Here is a 12,675-nt window from a genome sequence, read left to right as displayed (position 1 = left end):
CTGTTGGTGTATGGATGATGCATGAAATTTGAATATCAAGCTAATAAAGACGTTTATTTATTAATAATTATACAATAATAACGAATATTTATCCATATGCTTTTTTAACTTTACGCATGAAAAAAAAGCCCAGGCGGATCAGAATCTGATACCACCGGACTTCTATTTTTCCAAATTTACAAGAATGATGATGTTCCCTGGTTCCCTGCTTCATCGTCCCCGCAGCATCAACAGAAGCTGCTCCATATCCTCCGGCAAAGCGGCCGAAAATTCCAAATATTCGCCCGACCGAGGATGAATAAATCCGAGCACCGCCGCATGGAGCGCCTGTCCATCCATCTTCATGCCCTTGCTTCGCCCGTACAGCGGATCCCCGACAAGCGGATGTCCGATAAACTTCATATGAACGCGAATCTGGTGGGTTCTTCCCGTCTCCAGCTTCAGTTCAAGCAGCGTATAATCGCCAAAGCGCTCTGCCACTTGAAAATGAGTAACCGCATGCTTGCTGCCCCGCTCCGTCACCGTAAACATTTTCCGGTCCAGCGGATCGCGGCCGATAGGCGCATCTACCGTTCCCTGGTCGTGGCTGACGTTGCCATGCACGAGCGCGAAATATTTTCTGGTTACCGAATGTTCCTTTAGCTGCCCGGCCAGGGAAGAGTGAGCAGCGTCATTTTTGGCGGCCATCAGCAGTCCTGACGTATCCTTGTCGATCCGGTGTACGATTCCCGGTCTAAGCTCTCCGTTAATTCCGGACAAATCCTTGCAATGATGCATCAGGGCATTAACCAGCGTGCCGGAAGCATGCCCGGGGGCTGGATGGACCACCATTCCTCTGGGTTTATTGACCACAATGACATCACTGTCTTCATAATAGATGTCCAAAGGGATATCCTCGGGAACGATTTCAACCGCGCTTGTTTCAGGTATATGAACCGCAATCTCGTCATCTGCCGCAAGCTTGTAGTTCGCCTTTACGATTTTGCCGTTTACCGTAACGTGTCCGCCTTCAATCCAAAGCTGGATCTGGCTGCGGGATACGTCTTCCTCCAGGCTCTCGCGAATATATTTGTCGATCCGCTGCTTGGCGTCCCCCTCGTCAACCGTGAATTCCAGAATATTCGGATTCTCCTCGGTTGATCGGCTTTCAGCCTCTGAACCGGACCGGTCCATACTCCTCATAAGCTGTCCTCCCGCGTTTGATCAAGAGGCTTTTTCTTCTCCCCCCGCATATCGAGAAAGGTATCCAGTATGATGAGCGCGACCCCGATCACGATGCTGGAATCCGCAATATTAAAGATCGGGAAAATATAACTGCCGAATGTAAACTGCAGAAAATCCACGACCTCGGCCATCAGCGCCCGATCCAGAAAATTGCCGATTGCGCCGCCCAGAATGAGCGAAAGCGCTATAGGGAGCAGCTTATGTCCGTTCTTTTTGACTTTCTGGATATACCAGACAATTCCGATCACTACAACAACCGTAATGACGATAAAAAACCAGCGTTGCCCCTGTAAAATGCCAAAAGCAGCGCCCTGATTACGGCTCGACGTAATGACGAAAAAATGCCCGATGACCGGGATTTCTTCTCCGATCTCCATCCGGGTTGCAATCAAATATTTCGTGCCCTGGTCGATCAGAAAGACGATAAGCGCGATTAAATAATATACCACTTTAGGTTGTCACCCCGTTTTTCATTTCAATGATTGGCGATTGGCAATTGACGTTTCCGAACGGCTTGCCTAAGCCGGAACAAGCTTCCTTATTGTAGCATAGCGCCCAATATAACGTCCATGCGCGAAAGGATTTTCCTTCTCTAAAAGCAGTGCTTTTGGCGCAATCTAATAGAAGCAACATGAATCTTGAATGACTTAGGGAAAGGAGTCTGATCGTCCCATGGATCACCTGACACAGTCCCAGTTGCAGGAGCTCGAAGAAATGCTGCTTTCTCAAAAGCAGGATCTGGAGTCACGGCTGGGAGATAACGACCATCTGGGTATTGAAGCGTCCCTCCGCGATAAAACCGGAGAACTTTCCACCAATGACAATCATCCGGCCGACGTTGGCACCGAGATGTACGAGCGTTCCAAGGATCTTGCCCTGCTCGAGCATGTGGAGCTTGAACTGACAAGAGTCAATGAAGCCCTCCTGCGGATGCAGAACGGATCTTACGGAATTTGCGAAACATGCGGAGCGCCCATTGATATCGACAGACTGTATGCTCTGCCTGAAACCTGCTTTTGCAAGGAGCATAGCCCCCAGTCAACGCCATCGCTTAGACGTCCTGTCGAGGAAGAACTCCTGTTCCCTCCATTCGGACGCACCAGCTTTGACGAAAGATCTGACGAAACCGAATTTGACGGCGAGGATGCGTGGCAAATCGTCGAAAGTTACGGCACCTCAAACAGCCCGGCAATGGCGGAAGACAATGAAATCGATGATTACAATGACATGGAAATTGAAGCCTCGGGAGAGCTCGACGGATTTACCGAGGAATTCGAAACCTTTGTCGCAACGGATATTTATGGGGAAAATGTGCATTTTTACCGAAACGGCATTTACCGCAAGCATATGAAAGCAACCAAACATCTGGAATCTGAAGATTCGCTCGGCACTGGATCTAATAAGTACTAAGCCGAAGCTGCCGCTGCACAATGCGGACAATATCGGCGATATAGTCGCCGATGATCGGCAAATTCAGGGCGCCGAGCGCCTGAAGCATATAAATAATGGTCGCGGCAAAAAAGGTCAGCCCGATTCCGTAGCCGATCCCCCGCGACGTCCCTGACAGCAGATTGAGCCAAATTAGCCGCCACGGCTTATGGAGGAGCTGTGTATACTCGGCTATTCGCGATTTTTCCAGCTCATTGGTCAGCCGGATCGTTAATTCATAAATCCGGTTTACTCTTTCTTCTACATTGTCAATGTGTTCTTCGGCAAGCTTTGGGTTTTCTTCTTCTGTTTGCCTGCCGTTCGGTTTGTAATCCATGCAAGCCTCATCCTTTATCAATCTTAGGGATTAGGGAAGCTGTATAGCGACAAACGAGCTGAAGCATCCGGTTTGTACCCGGAATGCCCAGCCCGTTTCCTATACTTTATCTTCTATTATGGCCCTGCAAAGGAAAGGTCATGCAGCCATTTAGCCTGCAATATGCACCCCGATCGTTTTGCTGCCCAAATCCACCTTTTCCATGGACTCTGCCTCGCCAAAAGATACATCCGTTACCAGCACATTTTCCTGAAGAACGTTCATGAAGGCGGTAATCGCCTGTTTCAGCTCTTCGTCTACGTGCAGTGTGAGCGATACCCGCTTCTCAATTGGCAGGTCCAGTTTCTTGCGGGTATCCTGAACCGCGCGAACGACTTCACGAACCCAACCTTCCTGTTCCAGCTCAGGGGTAATATCGGTGTTCAGCGCAACCGTGATGCCATAGCCTGAAGCGGAAGCAAAACCTTCCTTCGCCTTTTTCTCGACAAGCAGCTCCTCGGCAGTGATCTGCAGCTCCTCGCCTTCCGGGGTAACGACGCTGAGGCTGCCGTTGTCTACAGCACTGCGGGTATCTTCAGGCGCCATTTGCTTCAGGTAGCCTTGCAGGAATCCGACATTTTTGCCGTATTTCTTGCCGGCCACCTTCAGGTTCAATTTGAGCGTGAAATCAACAACACCACTGTCGCTGCTCTCGATATCAATGCTTTTAACGTTGATTTCTTCCTTGATTATGTCCTCGTAGTCCGCTGCGTCAAAATCCGTGCTCAAAGATACGACCAGTCCCGAAAGCGGCTGGCGGGTTTTGATCCCCGTCTCGTTCCGGACATTCCGGGCCAGCTCGACGATTTGCCGGGCGGTTTCCATATCCCGCTCCAGCGTCTTGTCGATGAGGGACTCATCGGCCTGCGGATAGTCGGCAAGATGGACGCTTTCCTCTCCGCTCAAATTCACATAGATATCTTCAGACAGCATCGGCGTATAAGGTGCCATCAGCTTCGAAAGCGTCAGCAGCACATTCGTCAGCGTCTGGTAAGCGGACAATTTATCCTCGCCCAGGCCTGACCCCCAGAAGCGGTCGCGAGAGCGGCGGATATACCAGTTGCTCAGCTCGTCGACGAAGCCTTCAATCGCTTTGGCCGGATTGAGAAAATCGTTGACCTTCAGCCCTTTGACTACGACCTGGATCAGGCTGTTCAGTCGCGACAAAATCCAGCGGTCCAGTTTGTTCTTGGACGGACGGAATGGATGCTCTTCCGGACGATAGCCGTCGATATTCGCGTACAAGGTCAGGAACGCATGGGTGTTAACCAGCGTGTCGATCACCTTGGATTTTGCTTCGGCTACAATCCCTTTGGAGAAGCGTTTGCTGTTCCAAGGCGCACTGTCCGACAGCAGCGCCCAGCGAAAAGCGTCCGTGCCGTACTCGTTAATGATCTCCCAAGGGTCGATGACATTGCCTTTGGATTTGGACATTTTCTGTCCGTTCTCATCCAGCACATGACCTGTGGCGATAACCGCCTTGTAAGCCGGCTTGCCGGTAAACAGTGTGGATACGGCCAGCAGACTGTAGAACCAGCCGCGCGTCTGGTCAATACCTTCAACGATCATGTCTGCCGGGTACTGCTCGCCGAACGTTTCCTCGTTCTCAAACGGGTAATGCTGCTGCGCAAAAGGCATGGAGCCGCTGTCGAACCAGACGTCGATCACTTCCGGCGTTCTTGTCATGACCGCGCCTTCCTGGAACGGCGACTTCAGTTTGATTTGATCCACATAAGGCTTGTGCAGCTCAATATTTTCGGGGACCTCACCGACAGCCCGCGCTCTTAGATCGGCAATGCTCTTAGGCGCGTATTCCTTGCCGGTGGCTTCACAGACCCATACGTTCAGCGGAGTTCCCCAGTAACGGTTGCGGCTGATATTCCAATCCACAAGGTCGTCCAGGAACTTGCCGAAACGGCCTTCACGGATATGATCCGGATACCAGTCCACGCCGTTGTTGTTGGCAATCAGTTGCTCCTTGACAGCCGTTGTCTTGATAAACCAGCTGTCCATCGCGTAATACAGAAGCGGCGTTTTGCAGCGCCAGCAGAACGGATAGCTGTGTTCATATTTTTCTTTGCCGTATAACAGTCCGCGCTCGGATAAAGCCTTAACGATATCTACGTCCAGATCAGGGTCTTTCACAAAACGGCCGGCAAAATCGGTAACCGTATCCGTATATCTCCCGCGGGAATCCACAACATTGATAAACTCTACCTCATGTTCGCGGCAAGTTTTATAGTCGTCGTCGCCGTGAGCAGGAGCCATATGGACAATGCCCGTACCGCTTGATTCCGTAACAAAGTCGGCGCCCAGAATCAGATGGCCGTTGGCCGGATGGATATAACCGAAAGGAGCTTCGTAAGACTTGCCAACGAGCTCGGTGCCTTTAAAAGTGGACAGCACCTCATAATCACCTTTCAGCACGCTCTCGGCCAAATTCTTCGCGACAACATAGATTTCTTCGCCCTGCTTTGCCCGTACATAATCAATGGCCGGATTCACCGCCAGCGCTGAGTTGGCAGGCAGTGTCCAAGGGGTCGTCGTCCAGGCCAATACGTAATCTCCGCTGTCTTTCAGCTTAAACTTGGCTGTTGCGCTCAAATCCTTCACATCTTCGTAGCCTTGCGCCACTTCGTGGGAGCTGAGCGTCGTCTGACAGCTCGGACAGTATGGGCTGACGCGATGCCCGCGATAAAGAAGGCCCTTCTCGTGGATCGTGCCCAGAATGTTCCATACACTTTCGATATAGTTGTTGTCCATCGTGATGTAGGGATGGTCGAGATCGGTCCAGTAGGCAATGGCCTCAGTCAATTCGCGCCACTGCTTTTCATATTCAAAAACGCTGGCTTTGCATTTTTTGATGAATTCCTCGATGCCGTAATTTTCGATTTCGTGCTTGCCGGAGATGCCAAGCTGCTTCTCCACGCCAAGTTCGACCGGAAGACCGTGCGTATCCCATCCGGCTTTGCGGACGACGCGGTATCCGTTCATCGTTTGGTAACGGCCGACAAAATCCTTGATGACACGACCAAGCACATGACCGATATGCGGCTTGCCGTTCGCTGTAGGCGGCCCTTCATAGAAAACAAAGTTCGGCCGGCCTTCCCGGCTCTCGATCGTTTTCTTAAATGTATTTTCCTGCTGCCATTTGGCCAGGATGCGCTGTTCGCGCGCTCTTGCTTTTTCTTTCACATCCACTTTTTGCAACTTGATAACATCCTTTCAGGTAGTTTGAAAAATAACAAAAAAAGCCCCGCCCCAAAGGGACGAGAACTTTGCTCGCGTTACCACCCTAATTCCATACATGCTCCCGCCAAACCGGAAGGGCAAATATGACTCTCTTAGCCCATGCGCAAATTGCACACGGGGCCGGTGTAACGGCCGGCGGGTCCGGTCAGACTTACACTTTCCAAGGCGGCAAGCCAAGGAAATTTCGGCCTCACATCTCCGGGATGATATACCTCTGCGTGCTGAACGTCGGCTTTCAGCATTAATGCCGACTCTCTGGGGAACAGCCCTTAGCAGCGTACGAATTCCCATCATCAATATTCAATCATATATAGATACGGTAAACTTTAAATGTATTCTATATTGTATATAACAACTGTCTTAAAAGTCAACATAAACAAACTGATATGGACAAGGGCACGCTCCTAAGCTCGGAACCGTTTAATAAACCTCTCTCGCTTCACGCTCCGGGTTTTTGTCCTCCAGCGACTCCCAGCCCTCCTGGCTTAACAGTTCAAGCTGCGCTTCCACCAATGTCCGGAAACGGGCCCGGTAAATCGACGCCTGCTTCTTAAGCTCCTCTACTTCGAGAGAAACTTTGCGGGATTTGGCTAGCGACTCATTAATGATGCGGTCAGCGTTCTTCTCCGCCTCCTTAATGATCAGCTGCGCTTCTTTCTTCGCGTTATTCTTGACTTCGTCCGCAGCTTCCTGCGCCACAATGATCGTCTTGCTCAGGGTCTCTTCAATATTGGCGAAATGATCAAGCTTCTCCTGAACAGCGAGCAGCTGGTTTTGCAGCTCCTTGTTCTCCCGGATAACAATCTCATAATCCTTGATGACCTGATCAAGAAATTCGTTTACCTCGTCCTCATCATAACCGCGAAGTCTGCGAGAAAACTCCTTGTTATGTATGTCCAGCGGCGTTAATGGCATGATAGGCACCTCCTGAATGATTGTAAAACCGTGAATATACACACACGCTTATCGCTCCTATGCCTCAGCCAAACAAGCGGAAAGCGCTGGATGATCGAGTAAGCATTAGGCTCGGATAACCTTTCACAGGCTCAGTAACTCAATCTATTCGACAGAAATCTGCGTTCTCCTGCTAACAGGCTAAACAAATTTCCCGATTTTTACGCGGTACCTGCCTTTTTTCGTCACGCCTTCAAGTTCCAGCACTTTAAATCTGCCAAATCCTTTAAGTGAAACAACGTCGCCTTCCTTTAAAGGCTTGGAAGGATCGTCCTCCGTCTTCCAGTTGACCCGGCATCGTCCCGCCCGGATCGGCAGAAGTACCTTGCTGCGGCTGAGGCGAAACACATCGCTGACAATCCCGTCCAAACGCAAAGAAGCCACCGTTAGATTGAGCGGCTCCTGGGCCGAAGAGACAGCCTTCAGTTGATCAAGCTCAATAATGTCCGTCAGCACGGAAACCCTGTGCACCTGACGCAGATGCAAATTCAGGAATGGCGAAATATCTTCGGAGACGATGACATGGCATCCGTCGTCCCGTACATGAATATCTCCGATCTTGTCCCGCTTCAGTCCAAGTCCCAGAATCGCTCCTAAATAATCACCGTGGTCCAGTTCCGCAATTTGCGTATCGTCCGATACAACGCTCAGCACCTTCATATGCATCGGTTCCGTATCAAGGTCCCGGTAATCGGGGGCAATCAAAGCCCGGCGGCGCTCAGCGGCCTCATACCCGCCCCATAACCGTAATGCTGCATCCGGATGGCGGTTCGCCAGATTGGTCAGAATGTGACATTGCCTCGGATCCAGAAAATCGGTCAGCTTGACCTCATGGTAGTCACCTGCATTTACAACCCATTCCCAGGCCCGGTCAATGAAGGGGCGCTCCTCGGGATGAAAATGTTCATAGATATCCTGTGCTTTCATCCGATGGATCACAGCACTCTTTGCAGGATGCTTGACAGCCCGACTGCAGCCAGTCTAAGCGCAAACAAGGCAATGATCGGCGAGATGTCAATCATGCCCATGATCGGAGGAATAAACCGGCGGAACGGAGCAAGGTACGGCTCGACCAGCTTGCCCAGCCATTCGCCGACAAAGCTCTCTCTGACGCTTGGAACCCAGGACATCAGGACATAGATAATAATCATATAGGAATAAATCGTCGTTAAAGTGCCAATCAATTGATCAACCAAATGCACGGTCACCTCATTCTGTTGTAGTCTTGTTCCTCTGTCAAAATCTCCGTGATGGCCCCTGAAATTTCAACGGTATCCGGCGTGCAGAGAAAAATATTCTCGCCAATCTTGGAAATACCGCCATTTAACGCGTATACGGTTCCGCTTAGAAAATCGATGATCCGCATTCCCTGGTCTTTACGGACCCGCTGCAGATTGACAACAACCGTCCGGTGCGAACGCAAATGATCGGCGATTTCCTGAGCTTCATCATAAGAGCGCGGCTCATTCAGGATAACTTTTACATTTTTTTGGGAATGAATGCTGACCACATTGCTCCCCCTCTGATTTTTACGAGAATCAAAGCTTGAGGTTTCAAATTCTTGCTCCGCTGGCTCATTAACTTTCTCCCGTTCAACAACTTCCTCTTCTTCCTGCAGCCCCAAAAAGTTCATGAACCGGTTCATAACGCCCATTACGATTCCTCCTCTCCTTTTCCTACCAAAAGAGAACCAAGGCGAACCCAGGTCGCCCCCTCCTGAACAGCGATTTCAAAATCATTGGACATGCCCATCGACAATTCCGTCAACGGTTCCTTCGTCACAGCAAGATCGTTCAGCTTGTCCCTCAAGTTACGAAGATCCCGGAACACTGGCCGGGTCTCCTCAGGCTCCGCCTCAAAAGGCGCCATTGTCATCAGGCCGACGATCTTAAGGTGACGGTATTCAGACAGGGCGCGCAGGAAATCGGGCGCTTCTTCAGGCGAAATTCCGGATTTGCTGTCTTCGCCGGAAATATTGACCTGTACAAAAACTTTAACCGTAATGCCGGCAGCCGCGCATCTTTTCTCAAGCTCCGCAGCTAAAGACATACGGTCAAGCGAATGAATATATTCAAATTTGTCGATTACATCCTTAACTTTTCTGGTCTGCAGGCTGCCTATGAAATGCCAGACTCCGCGTCCTTCAAGCGCTTCCCATTTGGGAGCGGCAACTTCAATCCGGTTCTCGCCGATATGCTTCAGACCCGCGTCAAGCACAGCAGCGGTCTCGGCTGTCGAGACATATTTCGTAACCGCTACAATGTTAACTTCGTCTCTCTTTCTTCCGCTTGCTTCGCAGGCGCGTCTGATCCGTGCTTCAACCTGCTCTATCCGTTCTTTCAGCGACAGAAAGAATCACCTCTCCTTCAACCCAATCCAGCTGGCCATACGGCCCGTTGCTCCATTCTCCTTCCGATAGGAGAAAAAGAGATCATTCCTTGTGCTTGTACACCAACTAGTACATTCGATATGACTCGGCAATATTCCTGCTTTTATCATAATCATTCGATTTAATTCTTTCAAGTTCAGCATCCAGCGGCCGGGATTTGCAGATTCCTGAAAGGGAAGGGTCACATCTGGCGCATCTCCGCATCCCTCCACGAGAGGCCGCACATGTGACATGACCGCCTCGTCAACTTCATAACAGCTTTCCCCGATCGATGGGCCGATTGCTGTACAAAGCTGTTCAGGCTTCGTTCCATAGGCTTCCGCCATCGTCTCCACAACCCGGGTGGCGATTTCAGCAACCGTCCCTTTCCAGCCTGCGTGGGCGAGACCCACCGCCTCGTGAATGGGGTCAAAGAAATAAAGCGGCACGCAGTCGGCATAAAAGGACGTCAGCAAAATGCCCGGCACATCCGTAACCATCGCATCCGTTGCCTGAAAGGCGGTTTCGCGGTCCATTCTCCCCCTGCCCGCATCTTCGGCCTTAACAACAGCCACCCTGCTGCCGTGCGTCTGTTCCCCGCTGGTCCAGCTTTTCGGATCAAATCCAAGATAGTTCGCCAGCTTCCGGCGGTTCTCAATCACATCTTCCTTCGAATCACCGACATGAAGAGCCAGATTCAGGCTGCTATAAGGCGGTTTGGAAACGCCTCCGCCCCTTCCGGTAAAGCCTGCGCTCAGCATCGGATTGGACGAAGTCCATTTTTCCAGCAGAAAAACCTGCGGCTCCCCCTCGTTATACGTTTTCCCAACAAACGGTTCCATATCCTCACCCCACTCTTCTCTAGCCCATTCTAACGATGGCGGCAAGAAGTCTTTACCTTACAGTGTATCATACTTTCCTCCTCTCATATCTGTTCCTAAAACTAACGCCTGTCTCCGCGCCCTTCCCGCATTTCGCGGAGTTCCCGGTATTCCCGGGCATCCCGTTCGGCATAAGCCAAGCCGTCAGGATCCGGCCCCCGGTTTTGCGCCCTGGCTTCATCCATCTTGACCAGCACGACATCGGAACCGATTTTCACGATATTTTTCCAGGGAATGATCAGATCACTGCCCCCTCCGAACAGTCCCATAAATTTGCTGTATCCCGGCACTACAATCGCTTCGATGACCCCCTTGTTCAGGTCCAGCTCCAGATCGCTGATCTGTCCGAGACGCCGCCCATCAACCACATTGATCACATCTTTTGTCTGGAAATCGGAAATCTTCATCTTTCCCCTCCTCTAACCCGCCGTCTTTCGTCTTTCTCTCTAATATATGTTGCCGGAGGACGGAAATATTAGAGCATTCCAAATATGGCAGACAAAAAAATAAAACGATCCGGAGGGGATCGTTTATGACTTCACATGCTTTTGCATTTGTACAATGGCGGATTTCTCAAGCCTCGATACCTGGGCCTGGGAGATGCCGATTTCTTCGGCTACCTCCATTTGGGTTTTGCCTTCAAAAAAACGCATGGAAAGAATCATCTTTTCACGCCGGCCCAGCCTCTGCATGGCCTCACGAAGCGCGATGCCTTCAATCCAGGAAACATCCTTGTTCCGGTCATCGCTGATCTGGTCCATGACATAAATCGGATCCCCGCCGTCATTATAGATTGGCTCGAAAAGCGAGACGGGATCCTGAATCGAATCGAGGGCAAATACAACATCTTCCTTAGGTAGTCCAAGAGCTGCCGATATTTCCATCACCGTCGGTTCCCTGGAGTTTTGATTGGTCAGGTTATCCCGCATCTGCAGCGCTTTATAAGCTATGTCGCGCAGCGACCGGGAGACCCGGATCGGATTGTTATCGCGCAAATACCTGCGGATTTCACCGATAATCATAGGTACAGCATAGGTTGAAAATTTAACATTCTGGGAGAGGTCAAAGTTGTCTATCGCCTTCATCAGCCCGATACAGCCTACCTGAAACAGATCGTCCACAAATTCTCCCCTGTTGTTGAACCGCTGGATGACGCTGAGCACGAGCCGCAGGTTTCCATTCACCAACTTTTCTCTTGCAGCACGCACGTGGTCTTGCTGTAAGGAAACAAACAGTTCACGCATTTCCGCATTCGTTAGTACTGGCAGCTTTGCGGTATCCACACCACAAATCTCGACTTTGTTTCGAGCCATCATGTCATTCCTCCCAAGGTGAAACATTAATGTTCAGTATCTCCTTGGGCTGTCTTTTTATTCCTGCCATTTCTGCCCGGAAACGGCCCCTTCTCCCGCCAAGCTTTATACCATCTTATTGAATTCCTTGCGCAGCCGCTTGATGATCCTCTTTTCCAGGCGCGAAATATAGGATTGGGAAATGCCCAGCAAATCGGCCACATCCTTTTGGGTCTTCTCTTCCCCTCCCTGAAGGCCAAACCGGAGCTCCATAATCATCCGTTCGCGATCCGATAGCTTGTCGAGCGCTTTATGCAGCAGCTTGCGGTCCACCTGCTCTTCAATATTGCGGTAAATGGTATCGTTCTCCGTGCCAAGCACATCCGACAGCAGCAGCTCATTGCCATCCCAATCGATATTTAGAGGTTCGTCAAAAGAGACTTCCGTCCGAATCTTGTTATTTCTGCGCAAATACATCAGAATTTCATTCTCTATACAACGCGAAGCGTATGTAGCGAGCTTGATCTTCTTCTCCGGGTCGAACGTATTGACCGCTTTAATAAGCCCGATGGCGCCAATCGAAACCAGATCTTCGATGTTGATGCCTGTATTCTCAAATTTTCTGGCAATATACACGACAAGACGCAGATTGCGTTCAATCAGCATGGCACGGGTAGCTGTGTCTCCCGACGACAGCTTCTGCAGCAAATATTCTTCTTCTTCCCGGGTCAGAGGCGGCGGCAGAGCCTCACTGCCTCCGATGTAATAGATTTCCTCGCTTTTAAGCCCGAATAAAAAGAGCAGTCGATAATACTGCAGCTGCAGCCGAAGTTTCAATTTTACGCCCATGTTAGTCTCCTCCCCAATGGTTGCCAGACAAGCCGTATTTTTATTTTTGAA

General features: G+C 50.5%; 14 protein-coding genes. 1 reads left to right on the top strand and 13 read right to left on the bottom strand.

The genetic code is table 11. From position 1 onward, the window contains the following. Positions 1-210: 210 nt before the first annotated feature. Both K7397_RS02585 and lspA read right to left on the bottom strand, forming a co-directional pair. Positions 211-1,173, bottom strand: coding sequence for an RluA family pseudouridine synthase (locus K7397_RS02585; protein ID WP_237690630.1), 963 nt, complete (start codon positions 1,171-1,173; stop codon positions 211-213). A 5-nt stretch (positions 1,174-1,178) separates the two neighbouring features. Then, positions 1,179-1,673 (bottom strand): signal peptidase II, encoded by a 495-nt coding sequence (lspA, locus tag K7397_RS02580; protein WP_223066387.1) that lies wholly within the window; start codon positions 1,671-1,673, stop codon positions 1,179-1,181. Between the two features lie 223 nt (positions 1,674-1,896). Between lspA and K7397_RS02575 the strand changes: the two genes are divergently transcribed. After that, positions 1,897-2,634, top strand: coding sequence for a TraR/DksA C4-type zinc finger protein (locus K7397_RS02575; RefSeq protein ID WP_223066386.1), 738 nt, complete (start codon positions 1,897-1,899; stop codon positions 2,632-2,634). Here K7397_RS02575 and K7397_RS02570 read toward each other — a convergent pair. The 11 genes from K7397_RS02570 to sigE form a co-directional block, all read right to left on the bottom strand. Then, positions 2,621-2,989: a DUF5665 domain-containing protein gene (locus K7397_RS02570; RefSeq protein WP_223066385.1), complete on the bottom strand. Its 369-nt coding sequence runs from the start codon at positions 2,987-2,989 to the stop codon at positions 2,621-2,623. The two genes, K7397_RS02575 and K7397_RS02570, sit on opposite strands and share 14 nt — an antisense overlap. Positions 2,990-3,139: 150 nt before the next feature. Then, positions 3,140-6,238 (bottom strand): isoleucine--tRNA ligase, encoded by a 3,099-nt coding sequence (ileS, locus tag K7397_RS02565; protein WP_223066384.1) that lies wholly within the window; start codon positions 6,236-6,238, stop codon positions 3,140-3,142. A 462-nt stretch (positions 6,239-6,700) separates the two neighbouring features. Continuing rightward, positions 6,701-7,195, bottom strand: a complete 495-nt coding sequence (locus tag K7397_RS02560) for a DivIVA domain-containing protein (protein WP_223066383.1) — start codon at positions 7,193-7,195, stop codon at positions 6,701-6,703. 180 nt (positions 7,196-7,375) lie between these two features. Continuing rightward, positions 7,376-8,161, bottom strand: a complete 786-nt coding sequence (locus K7397_RS02555) for a YlmH family RNA-binding protein (protein ID WP_223066382.1) — start codon at positions 8,159-8,161, stop codon at positions 7,376-7,378. Between the two features lie 8 nt (positions 8,162-8,169). Then, positions 8,170-8,430, bottom strand: coding sequence for a YggT family protein (locus K7397_RS02550; protein ID WP_273545563.1), 261 nt, complete (start codon positions 8,428-8,430; stop codon positions 8,170-8,172). 8 nt (positions 8,431-8,438) lie between these two features. Continuing rightward, positions 8,439-8,888: a cell division protein SepF gene (locus K7397_RS02545; protein WP_223066380.1), complete on the bottom strand. Its 450-nt coding sequence runs from the start codon at positions 8,886-8,888 to the stop codon at positions 8,439-8,441. After that, entirely contained in the window at positions 8,888-9,583 is a 696-nt protein-coding gene (locus K7397_RS02540) for a YggS family pyridoxal phosphate-dependent enzyme (RefSeq protein ID WP_223066506.1), read from the bottom strand. The genes K7397_RS02545 and K7397_RS02540 overlap by 1 nt, the downstream gene beginning before the upstream one ends. Before the next feature lie 6 nt (positions 9,584-9,589). Further along, a complete protein-coding gene (pgeF, locus tag K7397_RS02535; protein WP_223066379.1) occupies positions 9,590-10,444 on the bottom strand; it encodes a peptidoglycan editing factor PgeF in 855 nt (284 codons plus the stop codon). Positions 10,445-10,545: 101 nt separating this feature from the next. Continuing rightward, positions 10,546-10,890, bottom strand: coding sequence for a YlmC/YmxH family sporulation protein (locus tag K7397_RS02530; RefSeq protein WP_223066378.1), 345 nt, complete (start codon positions 10,888-10,890; stop codon positions 10,546-10,548). A gap of 123 nt (positions 10,891-11,013) precedes the next feature. Next, on the bottom strand, positions 11,014-11,796 hold the full coding sequence (sigG, locus tag K7397_RS02525) for an RNA polymerase sporulation sigma factor SigG (RefSeq protein ID WP_223066505.1): 783 nt from the start codon (positions 11,794-11,796) through the stop codon (positions 11,014-11,016). Between the two features lie 105 nt (positions 11,797-11,901). Next, positions 11,902-12,624: an RNA polymerase sporulation sigma factor SigE gene (sigE, locus tag K7397_RS02520; protein ID WP_223066377.1), complete on the bottom strand. Its 723-nt coding sequence runs from the start codon at positions 12,622-12,624 to the stop codon at positions 11,902-11,904. Positions 12,625-12,675 lie beyond the last annotated feature (51 nt).

Source organism: Paenibacillus caui, from assembly GCF_019904135.1.
GTDB classification, from domain to species: Bacteria; Bacillota; Bacilli; order Paenibacillales; family Paenibacillaceae; genus Fontibacillus; species Fontibacillus caui.
The sequence above is the reverse complement of the archived record's forward strand: the minus strand, read 5'-3'. Positions and strand labels throughout refer to the sequence as shown.